We start from the raw sequence: 17,440 nt of genomic DNA, 5'->3' as shown, positions 1-17,440 counted from the left end.
CGGGCCACAATGGACCGTGTGACGGAGCTGGCGTTGACGGCGGAACGGCGCGAAGAGCTGATCGGGCTGCTCGGGGACGAGCCACGGCTGCGGCTCGAATATCCGAAGGTGGCCGAGTACTTCAACGTCGCGGCCGCCATGCCTCAGCCGGCCGAGGCGCAGGCGGTCGCCGCCTTCGACTTCGACCTGCGCTTCCTGCACTTCATGACCGGCGGGACAGCGGTGAGCGCGAACCCGTACTGGGACATCGTCGCGCCGTCCGTCTCGCTGCGCGTAGGCAGGCGGGTGGTGGACGGCGGCACGGCCGAGGGCAGCGCGCAGCTCGCCTACGCCCAGCTGATCCTGCAGGCCGCCTACTCCTACGCGATCCCCTCGCCGGAGACGCTCGCCTGGGTCGCCGGGTTCTGCGACGGACGCCCGGTGGTGGAGGTGGGCGCGGGCCGCGGCTACTGGGCCGCGCAGCTGAGCGGGGCCGGACTCGCCGTCGACGCGTTCGAACTCGAACCGCCCGACCGCGCCGAGAACGTCTCGTTCCCGCGCATCCCCGGCCAGGCCGACGTCTGGCACTTCGTCGCGGCGCTCGACGGCCTGCGGATCGCGAGCCGGGCCGGGTGCGTGCTGTTCCTGTGCTGGCCGCCGGGATGGGGCAACACCATGGCGTCCGAGATCCTCGACGCCTTCGAAGGTGCCGGGGGTGAGCGCCTCGTTTACGTCGGCGAGCCGCCCGGCGGCCGGACCGGTGACGACGCGTTCTTCGACGCACTCTCGGCGCGCTGGGAGCTCTCCTCCAGCGATCCGTCCTTCGTCTCCTGGTGGAACCTGGCCGACCAGGCGCAGGGCTGGATCCGGATTCGAGGATAGCCGCGAGCGCGAGATGTGAATCAGCGAGCTGTCATTCCTCGGTGCCCGCCGTCTCCGGTCGCAGGGTCATGCGAAAGGTGAAGGCGTCGTACCGGTCGCGCGGATAGGAGACGTCTGAGAGCATCAGCAGCCGGCCGTCCGGGCCGCAGAAGCGCTGATGCACGGTCTTGACCAGGTCCCCGGGGCGCGTGCGCAGCCATTGCGCGTGCTCCGCGGTGGGCAGGCGGTCCGCGATGGTCTCCTCCAGCCAGGTCGCGCCGGAGGCGTCGGCCACGTCGAGCGGCTGATGGGTGTCAGAGATCGAAATCGGCCGGCCGTCCTCGGCCGCCTTCGTCACGACGCGGGTGATCAGCTGGCCCGCGGCCAGATCGAAGGCCTCGGCCAGCTCCGCGCTCGCCGGTATTCGGCTCGTCTCGCGTTCGACCGTGATCCGCCCCTCGGCCTCGTTGCGGAACGAGGTCTCCGCAGATTCGCGCTGCCGCTCCGGCGAGACGCGCACCATGTCGATCCGGTCCGCGACGTAGACGCCCTGGCGCCGCACGCACCGGACCAGCCCTTGGCTCTGCAGCAGCTGGATCGCTTTGCGGGCAACGATTTCGGAGACGGCGTGCCGCTCCACCAGCTCGGCGTAACTGGGCAGCCGCGCGCCCGGCGCCAGCTGCCCGCCGCGGATCTGTCGCGCATAGGCGCCCGCGAGGGCGACGTAAGCCGGCTCGGCCATCGACGCTTCCCTTCGCTCCCACGCTCCTTCGCGCGGAGGATTTCATCGTATACGAAGGGTTGTGCGTATACGAAGCCGCGTATACGGTGGGCCTGGCAGACGTCCCTCGCGCACAGGGAGACTCAAGCGGCCGTGCCCGAATCAATGTCCATCGACGGCGTCGCCGAGCAGCTCGACGCGGACGCGCAGGAGTACCCGCTCTGGACCATCCGGTGCACCTGGCGGGTGACCGACTGCCGCGACCAGCCGTTCCGCACCTACCACAACGCCGAGTGCGAAGCCGGCGCGCTGGATCGCGCCGTATTCGTGCTCGATCATTACCGGCGGGAGTCCGCGGACGAACTCGTCTGCGTCGACGTCCTGTATCCCGGCGGCTGGTGGGCCAACATCCCGTGCTCCTCCGCCGGCCACTCCCCGCCCGCGACCGTCGTGCCGCAGCGGACGTCCGGCGAAGGCTGAGGCCCTGCCGCAGCCACCCGGCGACCGCCGCCGTGACCACCGCCACGCCCGCGCGGGCCCGCCTCGGCCGCTAAGGCCAAGCCGGTGAATCTCCACTGGCGGACACGTACTAGGATCGCCGGTCATGGGGATGACCACCGAGAACCAGGGCGTGCGGCGCATCGAGCGCCTCGAGGGCAATATCGGCTACCTCGAGACCGAGGCTCTGGTCGCCGAGCCGGGCGACGCTGCACCTTTCGTCACTGCCGCGATGACCGCGCTCGCGGACACCGACGCGCTGATCCTGGATCTGCGCGGCGAAGGCGGTGACGACGGTCGGGCGCCGAGCGGTGTCTCCTCGTGGTCCTGCGGCGCCGTGCCGGCCGACGTCGAATCCGTCCGCCTCGACCAGCCGGTCTACCTGCTGACCGCCGGCGCCACGGGCACCACCACCGCCGACGGCGCTGGAGTCCTCAGCGCGAGCCTGGTCCCGGACTTCGCCGTGCCGGCTGAGGAGGCACTCGCCGTCGCGTATCAGCACGCGCTCAGGAAGCTGCCGCCCCGGCCGACGCCGGTTGCGAAGGCCTAGCGAGTTGATGGTCGGCTGAGTGTTGGTGGGGGCGGCCGCTTCGCTCCGCCCCGTTTCGTCTGACCACACTGCCCACCTGTTGCGTTGGCGGGGCGAGCTGGAGTTTCAAGATCTCGCCTCCGGCGCGGGCCCTTCCCTCGGAGAGAGTGCCGGGTCTGCGCAGTTGCCGGCGTGGTGGGGCGGGCTGGGGTTCGGGGTGGTGGGGTTGCGGGGGTGTGCTCTCTCCTCGGTCGGTCCCCGGAGGCAATCAGGAACCTGTCGGGAGGTCAAGCGGCGGTGGCTTCCGCTGGTGGCGGATTCTGCAGGGCGCCGCTTGACCTCCCGGCAGAACCCTGATCGGGCTTCGCCTGCCCGACCGAGGAGAGAGCCCACCCCCTGGGGGGAGCAGTGCGAGCTGCGCTCGGGCCGAGCCCCGGCCCGTGGCCCGGTCGCGCTTGATGCACGATCATGCATCGCCGTTCTGGGCCGCTCTTTGCTTCTCTACTCCTTTCAACGTCGGGGAGTGCGCCCGAGTTCCCCGGAAATCTCCCGTATTTTTTCTTTTCCGGCAAAGGACGGATTCGCATCTTTTGTCGGTGGCGGCGTCTAGCATGGAAATGTACGGGGATCGCGGCTTATGACGGGAGGGGTGGTGGTCGGGATGGCTGGGCAGGTGGCGGCGGGGGTGTGGCTGAAAACGGTGCAGGATTTGTCCTCGGCATGCGACCGAGCCACGCGATCTTGCGCGTTGCGTGAGCTCCGGGCCAATCGGATCAGGGTGATGCAGAATCCTTCCGCATCGGGCACGGCCGGCCTGCGGGATTGCGCCGCGAGGTCTGGGATCGGGGTCGATCGCGCCGAGGCCATGCAGGATCCGACATCAGCGCGACCCGAGCGCCGACCTTTCGGGCGGATCGAGGATCGGGATGGCCGGGTCAAGGTGATGCAGAATCCTTCCGCACCGAGCGCGACACGGGACTCTTTCGCGTGGATCGAGGATCGAGATGACCGGATCAAGGTGATGCAGGATTCTTCCGGATCGAGCGCGGCCGGGCCGCGGTCCGGGACTGGGCCCGAGTGCAGCTCGCACCACTCCCCAGGGGGTGGGCTCTCTCCTCGGTCGGGCAGGCGAAGCCCGATCAGGGTTCTGCCGGGAGGTCAAGCGGCGCGAAGACGAAAACAGCACAGCGCGGGCCACCGCCGCTTGACCTCCCGGCAGGTTCCTGATTGCCTCCGGGGATCGGCCGAGGAGAGAGCACGCCCCCGCAACCCCACCACCCCGAACCCCAGTCCGCTCCGCCAACGACAGCACCCACGCAACCCCGGCATCTCTCTCCGAGGGAAGGCCCGCGCCGGAGGCGAGATCTTGAAACCGCAGCCCGCTCCGCCGACGCAACGGGTGGGCGGGTGGTCAGACGAAACGGGCGGCGCGAAGCGGCCGCCCACACCAAGACGACCACCCTGACCCGACACGCCACGCTCACACCCCACGAGCACCCAGCCGACCATCAACTCGCAGTAGACCCGAGCCACCTGGTCCGGCCGCGAGAAAGCGACCCGCGGCCGGGAACACGCGTGCTCAGACCGTCGGCGCCAGCCGATCGGCGATCAGCTTGCTGAATCGGGCCGGGTCGGCCAGTTCCCCGCCCTCGGCCAGCAGGGCGAGGCCGTAGAGCAGTTCCGCGCTCTCGCCGAGGTCGCCCGAGTTCGCGGCGTGGGCCGTGCGCAGGCCGGTGATCAGCGGGTGCGCCGCGTTCACCTCGAGGATGCGCTTGGTGTGCGGCACCGGCTGGCCCATCGCCCGGTAGAGCTTCTCCAGCGCCGGCGTCAGGTCGTTCGTGTCGCCGACGAGGCAGGCGGGGGAGTCGGTGAGCCGGGTGGAGAGCCGGGCCGACTTGACCTTCTCGGCCAGCGACTCGGCCAGGAACTCGAGCAGCGGGGTGAACTCCTCCTGCGCCTGGGCCTGCGCCTTGCCCTCCTCTTCGCTCTGCTCCGCCGCGTCCAGGTCCACCTGACCCTTGGCGATCGACCGCAGCGCCTTGCCGTCGAACTCGGGCGCCTGGTCGACCCAGACCTCGTCGATGGGATCGACCAGGACCAGCACCTCGTAGCCCTTGGCCCGGAACGCCTCCATGTGCGGCGAGTTCTCCACGGCCGCGCGGCTGGACCCGGTCAGGTAGTAGATCTCGCTCTGCTCCGGCTTCATCCGCTCCACGTACGCGCGCAACGTCGTCGGCTCGGCAGCGTCGTGGGTCGTGTCGAGCAGGAGCAGTTCGAGCAGCGTGGCCTGGTTGTCCTGGTCTTCGAGCAGGCCCTCCTTCAGCGCCCGGCCGAACGCGTCCCAGAAGCCGCGGTACTTCTCCGGGTCCTTGCCCTGCAGGTCCTTCGCGGTCGACAGCACCCTGGTCACCAGGCGCCGGCGCACCCCGCGGATCTGCCGGTCGTGCTGCAGCAGTTCGCGCGAGACGTTCAACGACAGGTCGTGCGCGTCCACGACGCCCTTGACGAAGCGCAGGTACTGCGGCATCAGCGCGTCGCACTCGTCCATGATGAACACGCGGTTCACGTAAAGCTGGACACCGCGCCGGGCCTCGCGGGTGTAGAGGTCGAACGGGGCCTGCGCGGGCAGGAAGAGCAGCGCCTCGTACTCGAACGTGCCCTCGGCCTTGAAGTGGATGGTCTCCAGCGGGTCGGACCAGTCGTGGGCGAGCTGCTTGTAGAACTCGTGGTACTCGGCCTCGGTGATCTCGTTGCGCGGCCGGGCCCACAGCGCCTTCATCGAGTTGATCGGCGCCGCCTCGGCCGACGTGTCCGCCGTGTCCGCCGTGTCCGACGCGGGGGCGGCCAGCCGGATCGGCCAGCGGATGAAGTCGGAGTACTTCTTGACGATCTCTCGGATCTTGCGCTCGGCCGTGTAGTCGAACAGGTGGTTGTCCGGGTCGGCCGGCTTCAGGTGCAGGGTGACGCTGGTGCCCTGCGGCGCCTGCTCGACCCGCTCGATCTCGTAGGTGCTCTCACCAGCCGACTCCCAGCGGGTGCCGTGCTCCTCGCCGGCCCGCCGGGTGACCAGGGAGACCTTGTCGGCGACCATGAACGCCGAGTAGAACCCCACGCCGAACTGGCCGATCAGGGTCGAGGCCGCGGCGTCCTTGGCCTGCTTGAGCTTCTCCAGCAGGCTCGCCGTGCCCGACTTCGCGATCGTCCCGATCAGCTCGACCACCTCGTCGCGCGACATCCCGATCCCGTTGTCGCGCACGGTCAGCGTTCGCGCGCCGGCGTCCGCCTCGATCTCGATGTGCAGGTCCGCGGTGTCCGCGGGCAGGTCCGGATCCTTGAGCGACTCGAGCCGGAGCTTGTCCAGCGCGTCCGAGGCGTTGGAGATCAGCTCCCGCAGGAAGATGTCCTTGTTCGAGTAGAGCGAGTGCACCACCAGGTGCAGCAGCTGACGGGTCTCCGCCTGGAACTCCAAGGTCTCGCTTCCGCCGGACACGCGGACTCTCCTCACGTTCGTCGCCAGTTGTGCTTCACGACACGGTTGTAGCAGATTACGGTGAGCCACCGCCTCCGCAGGGGGCGCGCGTCTCAGCCCTCGACGTACTGCGCCAGGTGCCGGCCGGTGAGCGTGGAGCGGTCGGCGACCAGCTCGGCCGGGGTGCCCTCGAACACGACCAGGCCGCCGTCGTGCCCGGCGCCCGGGCCGAGGTCGACGATCCAGTCCGCGTGCGCCATCACGGCCTGGTGGTGCTCGATCACGATGACCGACTTCCCGCCGTCCACCAGCCGGTCGAGCAGGGCGAGCATCTGCTCCACGTCGGCGAGGTGCAGGCCGGTGGTCGGCTCGTCGAGCACGTACACCCCGCCCTTCTCGCCGAGGTGGGTGGCCAGCTTCAGCCGCTGCCGCTCGCCGCCGGAGAGCGTGGTGAGCGGCTGGCCCAGGCCGAGGTAGCCGAGGCCGACGTCCACGAGCCGGTCGAGGATCGCCTGCGCGGCCGGGGTGCGGGCCTCGCCCGCGCCGAAGAACTCCGCGGCCTCGGCCACCGGCATGGCCAGGACCTCGCTGATGTCGCGGCCGCCGAGCCGGTACTCCAGCACGGACGAGTCGAACCGCTTGCCCTCGCACTCCTCGCAGGTGCTCGACACGCTCGCCATCACCGCCAGATCGGTGTAGACGACGCCGGCGCCGTTGCAGGTCGGACAGGCGCCCTCGGAGTTGGCGCTGAACAGGGCCGGCTTGACCCCGTTCGCCTTGGCGAAGGCCTTGCGGATCGGCTCGAGCGCCCCGGTGTAGGTGGCCGGGTTGCTCCGCCGGGACCCGCGGATCGGCGTCTGGTCCACCAGCACGACGCCGTCGAGACCGGCCACCGAGCCCTGGATCAGCGAGCTCTTGCCCGAGCCGGCCACGCCGGTGAGCACCGTCAGCACGCCGAGCGGCAGGTCCACGTCCACGTCGCGCAGGTTGTGCGTGTTCGCGCCGCGCACCTCGAGCGCGCCCGAGGGCTTGCGCACCGAGGACTTGAGCGAGGCACGGTCGTCCAGGTGCCGCCCGGTGACGGTACCGCTGGAGCGCAGCCCCGCGACGTCGCCCTCGAACATCACCTCGCCGCCGGCGGTCCCCGCGCCCGGGCCGAGGTCCACGACGTGGTCCGCGATCGCGATCGTCTCCGGCTTGTGCTCGACCACGAGCACGGTGTTGCCCTTGTCGCGCAGCCGCAGCAGCAGCTCGTTCATCCGCTGGATGTCGTGCGGGTGCAGGCCGATCGTCGGTTCGTCGAACACGTATGTGACATCGGTGAGCGAGGAACCGAGCTGCCGGATCATCTTCACCCGCTGCGCCTCGCCGCCCGACAGCGTCCCGGCCGGCCGGTCCAGCGAGAGGTAGCCCAGCCCGATCTCGGCGAACGACTCGAGCGTGTGCCCGAGCGCGGTGAGCAGCGGCGCCACCGAAGGCTCCTTGAGCTTCGCCACCCACTCGGCCAGGTCGCTGACCTGCATCGCGCACGCGTCCGCGATGTTGATCCCCTTGATCTTCGACGAGCGCGCGGCCTCGCTCAGCCGGGTGCCCTCGCAGTCCGGGCAGGTGGTGAAGGTGACGGCGCGATCCACGAAGGCGCGCACGTGCGGCTGCATGCCCTCCTTGTCCTTGGAGAGCATCGAGCGCTGGATGCGCGGGATCAGCCCCTCATAGGTCTGATTGATCCCGGCGATCTTCATCCGGGTCGGCTCCCGGTGCAGGAAGTCCTGCAGCTCCTTCTTGGTGAACTTGCTGATCGGCTTGTCCGGGTCGAAGAACCCGGATTCGATGTACAGCCGCGAGTTCCACCCGCCGCCGGTGTATCCGGGCACGGTGATCGCGCCCTCGTTCAGCGACTTCGAGGCGTCGTACAGCTCGGCCAGGTCGAGGTCCGAGACCGAGCCGCGCCCCTCGCAGCGCGGGCACATCCCGCCGGTGCGGGTGAAGGTGACGTGCTCGCGCTTCTGGTTGCCGCGCTCCACCGTGATCGCGCCGCTGGCCCGGATCGAGGGGACGTTGAAGGAGAAGGCGTTGGGCGAGCCGACGTGCGGCTTGCCGAGCCGGCTGAACAGGATCCGCAGCATCGCGTTCGCGTCGGTGGCGGTGCCGACCGTGGAGCGCGGGTCCGCCCCCATCCGCTGCTGGTCCACGATGATCGCCGTGGTCAGGCCCTCGAGCACGTCGACCTCGGGCCGGGCCAGGGTGGGCATGAAGCCCTGCACGAAGGCGCTGTAGGTCTCGTTGATCAGCCGCTGCGACTCGGCCGCGATCGTGCCGAACACCAGTGAGCTCTTGCCCGAGCCGGACACGCCGGTGAACACCGTGAGCCGCCGCTTGGGCAGCTGCACGCTCAGGTCCTTGAGATTGTTCTCGCGCGCTCCGACCACCCGGATGAGGTCGTGGCTGTCCGCGTCGGGCGCGGACGTGCTCGGCTTCGGCCGGGTCGCCTTGGGCATCGCGAGTTCCTCCGTCGGTCCGGGCCCGGCCGCTTCGCCGGGCGTCCGACCAGCTTAGAGGTTCACTCCGAGGGGCGCGGGGCGCCCGGCGGGGGAGCGGTGCTGGCGCGCACCGCGAGCGTGGTGGCGATCTCCATCCCGAGCTGCGGCGCCGGCTCGCCGCGGCCGAGCGCGAGGGCGAGTTCGGTCGCCGCGGCGGCCATCTCGGCCAGCGGCTGGTGCACGGAGGTGAGCGGCGGGTCCATCCACGCCACCACCGGCAGGTCGTCGAACCCGACCACGCTCAGGTCGGCCGGGATGGCCAGGCCCGCCTCGCGCGCGGCCTGGTAGACCCCGAGCGCCTGCATGTCGTTCGCGGCGAAGATCGCGGTCGGCCGCTCGGCGAGGGCCAGCAGGGCGCGCCCGGCCGCGCAGCCCGCTTCCCGGGTCAGCTGCGTGCTGACCACCAGCTCCGGGTCCACGGCCAGCCCGGCCGCGGCCATGGCGGAGGTGTAGCCGGCCTGCCGGGCCCGGCAGAAGGCGTGGTCAGGACCGGAGATCATGGCGACGCGGCGGTGCCCGAGGTCGATCAGGTGCCGGGTGGCCGAGCGTCCGCCGCGCCAGTTCGTCGCGCCGACGAAGGCCACGTCGTCGGGCAGCTCGTCGACCGGATCGAAGACAACGAACGGGATCCGGCTCGCCGTCAGCTGCCCGCGCTCCCGTTCGGACAGCCGCGCGACCGAGAGCACGGCGTGCGGACGGCGTTCGACCGTGTCCTCGACCGGGGAGCCGGCTCCGTCGGAGTCCTCGCGGCCGTAGCCGGAGACGACCACCCCGACCCGGTTGCGCCGCGCGACGCGTTCCACGCCCCGGATGATCTCCACGGCCCACATCGTCTCGAGTTCGCGGAAGACGAGTTCGACCACGTTGCTGCGGTGCGGCGGGCGCCGATAGCCGTACTGGTCGATCAGCCCTTCGATCCGGGCCCGGGTCTCGGGGGAGACGCCCGATCTGCCGTTGAGCACCTTGGAGACGGTGGGCACGGAGACCCCGGCCGACTGCGCGATGGACGCGATGGTGACCGCCCGCGGCCCCGTCCCATCACCAGCAGTGTCCGCCACCTGCCCCGTCCCTCCGCCGCCCGGCCGCCGCGCGTCGGACGCCGGCCCGAGCTGCCATTGTCGCACTGAAGGGGCGTCGGGTCATCGAACGCTGTCGAACTCGCTGGTCCAAGCTTCGGGCGCCGAGGCGATCAAGCGGGCGCTAATCCATCGTCTCCCACGAGCCGTCCGGTTGGACGAGCGCGGCGATGACACCGCGATCCACACCCAGCACGCTGAGAAGCCGGTCGAGCGCCTCAGCCGCCTCCAGATCCGCCCCGCGATGCAGGTCGACGAGGACCCCGTGGTCGGCCCGGTAGCGGTACGCCAAGAATTCGAGGTCACCGATCGCGAAGAAGGCGGCCTCGATCTCACCCAGTTCGTCGAACCCGGCCTCGACGTGCAGCCGAAGGCGATGCGCGAGCTGTTGCAACTCGAGCCGCAGGATCGCGATCTCGCGATAGTGCCGGCCCGCTCGGTCGAACATCGAGCGTTGCCGCACGGGATTGCTGTTGCCGCCCTGGTAGGAGAGCGCCGGCCGCCAGTCAGGCTCCGGATCAGGTATGACTGTCACGCTCGCTCACCCAATACGTCTGCTTATGTGCGACACCTGATTCGAGCTCGGCCACGCGGATCCGAGCAGCGGCTACGTCAGGGTGGGCGGAGACGAGGTAGCGGTTGCCGTTGTCGTCCTGGCGCCAGACTTCCCAGCTCGGTGCGGCGGGGGCTGCGGCGGCTTCGTCCATGCGCGTCACAGTAGTGGACCGGGGGTAGTCTTCGGCTATGGCGCAAATGATCACGGTCGTCACCGGAGGCAGTCGCGGAATCGGGGCGGCGATCTGCCGCAGGCTCGCGGCCGAGGGGCACGACTTGGTGATCGGCTACCGGCATGACGCCGCAGCCGCCGAGCTCGTCGCCGCCGACGTGCGGCAGGCCGGGCGTGCGTGTGCGTGCGTGCAGGTGGACACTGCTGACGCCACGTCAGTGGACCGGCTCTTCGACGCCGCCGCGGCCGAGCTCGGGCCGGTGACCGGCCTGGTCAACAACGCAGGGGTCAGCGGGCCGAACGGGACGCTCGCCGAGGCGGATCCGGCCGGCCTGCACGATGCGCTGGCCGTCAACGTGCTCGGGTACCTGCTGTGCGCGCGCCGCGCCATCCGCGACATGTCGGGCGCGGGCCGTGGCGGCGCGATCGTGAACATCTCCTCGGCGGCCGCGACCCTCGGCAGCCCCGGCCAATACGTGCACTACGCCGCCGCGAAGGCCGCCGTGGACGCGATGACGGTGGGGCTGGCCAAGGAGGTCGCCGCGGACGGGATCCGGGTCAACTGCGTCGCGCCCGGCGTGGTCTGGACCGAGTTCCATGAAGATCCGCAGCGCCCGGCCTGGATGGCGCCGAACATCCCGCTGGGCCGCGCCGGCCGGCCGGAGGAGATCGCGGGTGCGGTCGCCTGGCTGCTCTCGCCCGACGCGTCCTTCGCCGCCGGCGCGGTGCTGCGCGTGTCCGGCGGCATGTGACAGCAGGTCGGGCGGGGCCCGGGGCGTCCTGATCATCGATCGACGTGTCCGGCCGGTTTCGGACCCTTGACAGAGGGCTGAAGCCGGGGCATCTTTCCCCAGAACCCTTCGCGCCACCCACAGCGACACCTTCACCCGCGGGCCCGCGTGGTGCTCAAAATGTTAACGCTCACATCGGGCGCGTATCCCGCGTGCCCGGACGGCTTCGTCAGGAGAGCTGATGACCAGAGACACGAGCTCCGCGCCCCCTGTCCGCACGTTGCGCCGCGGCCCCCACCTGCGCTGGCATGTTAGCGCTATCAGCAAGATGACGCTCGCGGCCGGCGTGGCGCTGGGCGGCTTCGTCGGCGTCCTCGCCACCGCGATCCCGGCCCAGGCCGCGACCCAGGGTCCGTGCGACATCTACGCGTCCGGTGGCACGCCCTGCGTGGCGGCGCACTCGACGACGCGCGCGCTGTACGCGGCGTACAACGGGAACCTCTACCAGGTGCGGCGTTCGTCGGATAACACGACGCTGAACATCGGCGTGACCTCGGCCGGCGGCTATGCGAACGCGGCGGCGCAGGACTCGTTCTGCTCCGGCACCTCGTGCGTGATCACAGAGATCTACGACCAGTCCGGCCACGGCAACAACCTGACCGACGCGCCCGCGGGCGGCGCGGCCGGCGGCCCGGACGCGTTGGCGAACGCGACCGCCGCACCGACGACCCTGAACGGGCATGAGGCGTACGGGGTCTACATCGCGGCCGGCGACGGCTACCGTGACGACTCCACCAGCGGGATCGCGACCGGGGACAACGCCGAGAGCGAGTACGCGGTGCTCGACGGCACCCACTACAACTCGGGCTGCTGCTTCGACTACGGCAACGCCGAGACCGACGCCCACGACGACGGCAACGGCACCATGGAAGCGATCTACTTCGGTACGGAGAAGGCCTGGGGCTACGGCGCCGGCAACGGCCCGTGGATCATGGCCGACATGGAGAACGGGCTGTACTCGGGCGTCAACGCCGGATACAACTCGAACGACCCGACGACCAACTACCGCTACACCACCGCGATGATCGAGGGCGGCGCCAACCAGTGGGCCATCCTCGGCGGCAACGCGCAGTCCGGCGGCCTGGCCACCGACTACAGCGGCGCACGCCCCAACGTCTCGGGCTACAACCCGATGCACAAGCAGGGTGCGATCATCCTCGGAATCGGTGGTGACAACAGCAAGAGCTCGGCGGGCACCTTCTACGAGGGCGTCATGACCACCGGCTACGCCTCGTCCGCGACTGAGGCCTCGGTCCAGGCCAACATCGTCGCGGCCGGATACGGCTCCGGCGGCACCAGCACCGGCGGCAGCGCCGGTGAGCTCCACGCGGTGGGCGCCGGCAAGTGCCTCGAGGACCCGAACTCGACCACGACCTCGGGCACCCAGGTGGACATCAACACCTGCAGCGGAGGGGCGAACCAGACCTGGACCCGCAACTCCTCGAACGAGCTGACCGCGACCGTCTCCGGCTCGACTTTCTGCCTGGACGCGAACGGCAAGGGCACGACGGCCGGCACGAAGGTCATCATCTACGCCTGCAACGGCCAGACCAACCAGCAGTGGACCGTCAATTCGAACGGCACGATCACCGGGGTCCAGTCCGGCCTCTGCCTCGACGTGACGGGGGCCTCCACGGCCAACGGCGCCCTCGTGGAGCTGTGGACCTGCAACGGCGGTTCCAACCAGCAGTGGACCCTCAGCTGAGCAGCTGAGTCAGGGTCCGGAGGCAGCTCCGCCCCGGCTTCGCGCGGTGGGCGCGGAAGCCGGGGCGGAGCACCGCCCTGGCGCATAATCTTGAGTCGGTACACCGGCCGGGAGCGACGTGGGGCGATGGGGCAGACGCGGGATCTCGAGGACGGCACGCCGGTGCGGATGGTCACCCTGACCCTGCTGGCCGACCAGGACTACCTCGCGCTGGCCCGCACCTCGGCGATGCACGTCGGCGCGCTGCTCTTCCTTCCGCTGCCGCGGGTCAACGACCTGCGCCTCGCCGTCGACGAGGCCTGCACCTCCTTCCTCACCCCGGCCCGGCCGGTCAGCGCGGACGCGCCGCCGCCGGAGACCGTGGAGACGATGGAGCTGAGCTACGACCGCTACCCCCGCCACCTGCACGTCACCATCCGGGCCCGGGCGCCGCGGAGCTGGCCGGCGCGCGACGAGCTCGGCTGGGCGATGCTCGGCAGCCTGGTCGGCCAGGTCCGGATTGAGGTGCGGGAAGGCATCGGCGTCCTGACCCTGATCGAGCCGCTGCCGATGCGCTGATCTGTTCGAGGACGTTCAGACGGCCCGAGCCGGCGCGGCAGGCCACTGACCAGCGCGGACGCGGCCGGAAGGTGGAGCGCGCATATCGGGGGCGACCTCTTCCGTGCGAGTGGCGTTTGCGAGAGCCCGCAGTCGGTTACCCACCGGGCTGCAGTATCTGCCTTCGATCGGCTCTCGTCAGGAAAGTCCCAGCGTGGAAGATCAGCCGATGATCCCGGGCCCGGCGGTTCCGAGCCCGGGCGAAGCGGCGTGCGACGACCGTGCCGATCAGCGCGCCGAGACGATGCGCGTACTGCGGCGGATGTCCGGGCTGCCCGCCGGCGACCTCGAGCGGGAGAGGCTGCGCGCGGCGGTGGTCGAGGACCACATGCCCTACGCCCGGCACATCGCCCGCCGCTACGGCCGCCGCGGGGTGGCCGACGAGGACTTCGAGCAGGTCGCCTATCTGGGCCTGGTCAAGGCGGTGGACAACTTCGACCCGGACCACGGCACCGCGTTCCTCGGCTACGCCGCGCCGATGATCGTGGGCGAGATCAAGCGCTATTTCCGCGACGCCACCTGGGGCGTGCACGTACCGCGCCACATGCAGGAGCTCACCGGCGCGCTGCACAAGGCCACCGACGCGCTGACCACCGAGCTCGGCCGGGAGCCGACCATACCGGAGCTGGCCGAGCACATCGGGGTCGATCCGGACGAGGTGGTCGAGGCACTCGACGCGGCCGGCGCTTACACCACCTCTTCGCTCGACCGTCCGGTCGGCTTCGGGCAGGACTGTGCCAGCCTCGGCGAGCTGATCGGCGGCGAGGACCCGGGCTTCGCGCTGACCGAGGACCGGGCGGTACTGCGCGGCCTGGTCTCGGAGCTGCGGGACCGGGACAAGCGGATCCTGCTGCTGCGCTTCTTCCGCGGGATGACGCAGGCGGAGATCGGCGAGGAGCTCGGTCTGTCCCAGATGCAGATCTCCCGGATCCTCACCAAGATCCTGTGCGACCTGCGCGAGGGCTTCGAGTGAGCCGGCCGGCCGCGCCCCGGCGGCCGCGGCGGCTCAGCCGGCCGTCTGCTCCACCGAGATCACGTCGCCGCAGCTGAAGCGCACCCAGCGGCGGTTGTCGAACGAGGCGGTCCCGCGTGCCTCGGCGGTGCCGTTGTGGCACTGCGGGCAGCGGGCGGTACGGTCCGCCCAGGCCTGCTCGAACACGTCGCTCGCGGCGTCGTGGACCAGCACGGCCGGGTGGGTCGCGCGGAACGGGTCGTAGCTCTCGCCCAGGTCGGTCGGCGGGGAAAGGGCCTGCGACCTGGCATCGTGCGAAACGGACATGAACGTCTTCCCTTCTCGCTTCGCTTCTTCGGTCGGGCTTGATCGCCACGAGTATCCAGTTTCCGCCGCCGCACGCGCCCGCGCGGAAACAATCCGGCCGAACGGGTGATTCGAGCACGGAAACGGGTAGCGGCCCACCTTGGCGTCGATCAGGGCCGGAGGTGAAGGTGGATGGCGTGTGTCGAGCAGCGCGCCGAACAGCGCGCTGAGCAGCGCGCGGAGACGATGCGCGTGCTGCGGCGGATGTCCGACCTGCCGGAGGGCGACGCGCGGCGGGAGAGGCTGCGCGCGGAGGTGGTCGAGGACCACATGCCCTACGCCCGGCACATCGCCCGCCGCTACAGCCGGCACGACGGGGCCGAGGACGACTTCGACCAGGTCGCTTACCTGGGCCTGGTCAAGGCGGTGGACAACTTCGACCCGGAGCACGGCACCGGGTTCCTCGGCTACGCCACCGCGATGATCGTGGGCGAGATCAAGCGCTACTTCCGGGACGCGACCTGGTCGGTCCACGTGCCGCGGCACATGCAGGAGCTCACCGCGGCGCTGCACCGCAGCCGCGACGACCTGATCGCGCAGTTCGGCCGCGAGCCGACCATCCCGGAGCTCGCCGCGCGCATCGGCGTCGAACAGGACGAGGTGGTCGAGGCGCTCGACGCGGCCGGGGCGTACACCACCTCCTCGCTCGACCGGCCGGTCGGGTTCGAGGAGGACAGCGCCAGTCTGGGCGAGCTCTTGGGCGACGACGACCCCGGGTTCGCGCTGACCGAGAACCTCGAGGTGCTGCGCGGGCTGGTGGCCGGATTGCCCGCGCGGGACAAGCGGATCCTGCTGCTGCGCTTCTTCCGCGGGATGACCCAGGCGGAGATCGGCGAGGAGCTGGGCCTGTCCCAGATGCAGGTCTCCCGGCTGCTGGCGAAGATCATCGCGCAGCTGCGCGAGGGATTCTCGCTGACCGCGGCCTGATCCGTTGAGGATCTCAGCGCGTTCGGGTTCGGGCGCATTGTTGCCGCGATTGCGGTAACCAGGGCTGCTGGTCTTCGTCAGAAGGGGAGCAGACCGGTGACTGACGGCGTACGGGCGACCTCGGGAATCACCGACACGCGGAGCACGGCTCCGGTGCGGATGGTGACGCTGAACATGCTCGCGGACAAGGATTATCTGGCGCTGGCGCGTACCTGCGCGATGCACGTCGCCGCCGTGCTCGGCTTCCCGCTGACCCGGGTCACGGACCTGAGACTGGCCGTGAACGAGGCCTGCCTCTGCTTCCTGGAGGCCGGCTCGCCCGAGCCCGCCGGACTCGGTACCTGGCCGCTGCCGGAGACCATGGAGATCAGCTACGACCTGTTCCCCGACGAGTTGCACGTCAGCGTCCGCGCGGCCACCCCGGCGGGCTGGCCGCAGGTGGACGAGACGGGCTGGGCGCTGTTGCGCGCCCTCGTCGGCGACGTCCGCGTCCAGGCGCACGAAGGCCTCGGCGTGCTGACGCTGGTCGAGCCGCTGCCGGCCCGCCCCGAATGACCGGGCGGGATCCAACCACGAGGACGACGAAAGCGAGAATGCGATGTTGGTTCTGACCGAAGCCGCTGCCGAGACGATCGACGCCCTGACCGACCGGCCCGAGCTGCCGGAGAGCGCCGGGCTGCGGATCAGCACGGCGACCGGTGGCGGCGAACGCGCCGTCGAGGGCTGGAACGCCGCGCTGACCGCCGGCCCGGGGCCGAAGGACGAGGTCTTCCAGGTGCGCGGCGGCCGGCTCTACCTGGACCCGGTGGCGGCCGGCCGGCTCGCCGACAAGGTCCTGGACGCGGACACCGCCCAGGACGGCGAGGTGGTCTTCCACGTGCGCCAGCAGGACGCGGAGGGGCCCTCCGGCGACGACGACGCGGGCTGAGACCCGCCTGACCGAGGGCTGTGAGGCCGGCCGCACGGCGCTGCGAGCGCTGTGCGGCCGGCCTCAGTCGTCCGGCGGCGCGCACGATTGCGTACGGTGGCTGATTCGGCCCATTGCGGGACGTATGCGCGCATACGCGGAGGCGGGTCGGGCACCTGCGGCGGCCCATCCCCGGCTCGCGAAGAAGGTCGTATGTGTAGATCAGATGGCTGCCGTACGAACCGGTTCCGGCGCAGGTGGGTCCGCGTATGCGCAGCCGTGCTCGCGATGGCGGCGAGCATAGCGGTGGCTCCGGCGGCTCCCGCATCCGAAGCCGGCGCGCTCCGAGTGACGAGACCGGTGGTGGTGCACCGGGCTAAGGCGCATCCGGCCGCGGTCAGCCGGGCGCCCGTCAGCGTGGCGGCGCGCGGCCGGATCGCCCTGAACTTCGCCCTCGCGCAGCGCGGCAAGCCCTACGTCTACGGCGGCACCGGCCCTGCTGTCTACGACTGCTCCGGTCTGGTCCAACGGGCCTGGCGCACGGCCGGGGTCTCGATCCCGCGCACGACGCAGCAGCAGGCACGCACGGGTAAAGCCGTGCCGCTCGGCCGGATCAAGGCCGGGGACCTCGTGATCTTCTACCGCGACGCCTCGCACGTCGGCATCTACGCAGGCGGTGGGAAGGTAGTGGTCGCACCGCACCGAGGCGCGCGGGTCACCCTCGAGCCGATGAAGTGGATGCCGATCTACGCGGTGCGGCGGCCCGGCTGAGCGGTCTGTGCCTGTGCCTATGCC

18 protein-coding genes are annotated in these 17,440 nt (G+C 70.6%); 11 read left to right on the top strand and 7 right to left on the bottom strand.

Annotated features, from left to right (window positions below):
* The first annotated feature begins 9 nt into the window (after positions 1–9).
* The gene (locus ACTRO_RS04995; RefSeq protein WP_425394852.1) at positions 10–861 is read left to right on the top strand and encodes a hypothetical protein; all 852 of its coding nucleotides are present in this window, start codon (positions 10–12) and stop codon (positions 859–861) included.
* A 31-nt stretch (positions 862–892) separates the two neighbouring features.
* Here the strand turns inward: ACTRO_RS04995 and ACTRO_RS04990 are convergent, their stop codons facing one another.
* A complete protein-coding gene (locus ACTRO_RS04990; protein ID WP_034261476.1) occupies positions 893–1,582 on the bottom strand; it encodes a GntR family transcriptional regulator in 690 nt (229 codons plus the stop codon).
* Positions 1,583–1,714: 132 nt separating this feature from the next.
* Here ACTRO_RS04990 and ACTRO_RS04985 point away from each other — a divergent pair, with 132 nt between their 5' ends.
* Together ACTRO_RS04985 and ACTRO_RS04980 are read left to right on the top strand one after the other, a co-directional pair.
* Entirely contained in the window at positions 1,715–2,041 is a 327-nt protein-coding gene (locus ACTRO_RS04985) for a hypothetical protein (protein WP_157435777.1), read from the top strand.
* Between the two features lie 124 nt (positions 2,042–2,165).
* The gene (locus ACTRO_RS04980; protein ID WP_034261472.1) at positions 2,166–2,609 is read left to right on the top strand and encodes a S41 family peptidase; all 444 of its coding nucleotides are present in this window, start codon (positions 2,166–2,168) and stop codon (positions 2,607–2,609) included.
* Between the two features lie 1,558 nt (positions 2,610–4,167).
* Here the strand turns inward: ACTRO_RS04980 and htpG are convergent.
* The 5 genes from htpG to ACTRO_RS45240 all read right to left on the bottom strand — a co-directional run bounded on the left by htpG (position 4,168) and on the right by ACTRO_RS45240 (position 10,380).
* Positions 4,168–6,078 carry a molecular chaperone HtpG gene (htpG, locus tag ACTRO_RS04975; RefSeq protein WP_034261470.1) on the bottom strand — a complete coding sequence of 637 codons (1,911 nt, stop codon included), beginning with the start codon at positions 6,076–6,078 and terminating at the stop codon, positions 4,168–4,170.
* A gap of 92 nt (positions 6,079–6,170) precedes the next feature.
* Positions 6,171–8,555, bottom strand: coding sequence for an ATP-binding cassette domain-containing protein (locus ACTRO_RS04970; RefSeq protein WP_034261468.1), 2,385 nt, complete (start codon positions 8,553–8,555; stop codon positions 6,171–6,173).
* A 62-nt stretch (positions 8,556–8,617) separates the two neighbouring features.
* Positions 8,618–9,655, bottom strand: coding sequence for a LacI family DNA-binding transcriptional regulator (locus tag ACTRO_RS04965; RefSeq protein WP_051450334.1), 1,038 nt, complete (start codon positions 9,653–9,655; stop codon positions 8,618–8,620).
* Positions 9,656–9,797: 142 nt separating this feature from the next.
* On the bottom strand, positions 9,798–10,136 hold the full coding sequence (locus ACTRO_RS42775) for a hypothetical protein (protein ID WP_157435775.1): 339 nt from the start codon (positions 10,134–10,136) through the stop codon (positions 9,798–9,800).
* A gap of 55 nt (positions 10,137–10,191) precedes the next feature.
* Positions 10,192–10,380: a hypothetical protein gene (locus ACTRO_RS45240; RefSeq protein ID WP_084315977.1), complete on the bottom strand. Its 189-nt coding sequence runs from the start codon at positions 10,378–10,380 to the stop codon at positions 10,192–10,194.
* A 37-nt stretch (positions 10,381–10,417) separates the two neighbouring features.
* Between ACTRO_RS45240 and ACTRO_RS04955 the strand changes: the two genes are divergently transcribed.
* The 4 genes from ACTRO_RS04955 to ACTRO_RS04940 all read left to right on the top strand — a co-directional run bounded on the left by ACTRO_RS04955 (position 10,418) and on the right by ACTRO_RS04940 (position 14,466).
* A complete protein-coding gene (locus ACTRO_RS04955; RefSeq protein WP_034261466.1) occupies positions 10,418–11,152 on the top strand; it encodes an SDR family NAD(P)-dependent oxidoreductase in 735 nt (244 codons plus the stop codon).
* A 307-nt stretch (positions 11,153–11,459) separates the two neighbouring features.
* On the top strand, positions 11,460–12,896 hold the full coding sequence (locus ACTRO_RS04950) for an arabinofuranosidase catalytic domain-containing protein (RefSeq protein WP_034261464.1): 1,437 nt from the start codon (positions 11,460–11,462) through the stop codon (positions 12,894–12,896).
* 126 nt (positions 12,897–13,022) lie between these two features.
* Positions 13,023–13,454, top strand: a complete 432-nt coding sequence (locus ACTRO_RS42770) for an ATP-binding protein (RefSeq protein ID WP_051450332.1) — start codon at positions 13,023–13,025, stop codon at positions 13,452–13,454.
* A gap of 193 nt (positions 13,455–13,647) precedes the next feature.
* Positions 13,648–14,466 carry a SigB/SigF/SigG family RNA polymerase sigma factor gene (locus ACTRO_RS04940; RefSeq protein ID WP_245594298.1) on the top strand — a complete coding sequence of 273 codons (819 nt, stop codon included), beginning with the start codon at positions 13,648–13,650 and terminating at the stop codon, positions 14,464–14,466.
* A 33-nt stretch (positions 14,467–14,499) separates the two neighbouring features.
* On the opposite strand, the gene ACTRO_RS04935 is transcribed toward ACTRO_RS04940, so the two are convergent.
* Entirely contained in the window at positions 14,500–14,772 is a 273-nt protein-coding gene (locus tag ACTRO_RS04935; protein WP_034261462.1) for a hypothetical protein, read from the bottom strand.
* 171 nt (positions 14,773–14,943) lie between these two features.
* Here ACTRO_RS04935 and ACTRO_RS04930 point away from each other — a divergent pair, with 171 nt between their 5' ends.
* The 4 genes from ACTRO_RS04930 (at position 14,944) to ACTRO_RS04915 (ending at position 17,416) form a co-directional block, all read left to right on the top strand.
* Positions 14,944–15,738: a SigB/SigF/SigG family RNA polymerase sigma factor gene (locus ACTRO_RS04930; RefSeq protein ID WP_034261460.1), complete on the top strand. Its 795-nt coding sequence runs from the start codon at positions 14,944–14,946 to the stop codon at positions 15,736–15,738.
* Between the two features lie 96 nt (positions 15,739–15,834).
* Positions 15,835–16,293 (top strand): ATP-binding protein, encoded by a 459-nt coding sequence (locus tag ACTRO_RS04925; protein WP_034261458.1) that lies wholly within the window; start codon positions 15,835–15,837, stop codon positions 16,291–16,293.
* Positions 16,294–16,336: 43 nt separating this feature from the next.
* A complete protein-coding gene (locus ACTRO_RS04920) occupies positions 16,337–16,666 on the top strand; it encodes a hypothetical protein (RefSeq protein ID WP_034261456.1) in 330 nt (109 codons plus the stop codon).
* Between the two features lie 327 nt (positions 16,667–16,993).
* Positions 16,994–17,416, top strand: a complete 423-nt coding sequence (locus ACTRO_RS04915) for a C40 family peptidase (protein ID WP_211244100.1) — start codon at positions 16,994–16,996, stop codon at positions 17,414–17,416.
* Positions 17,417–17,440 lie beyond the last annotated feature (24 nt).

This window comes from Actinospica robiniae DSM 44927 (genome assembly GCF_000504285.1).
Classification (GTDB): Bacteria; Actinomycetota; Actinomycetes; order Streptomycetales; family Catenulisporaceae; genus Actinospica; species Actinospica robiniae.
This window is presented reverse-complemented; position numbering and strand designations above follow the sequence as displayed.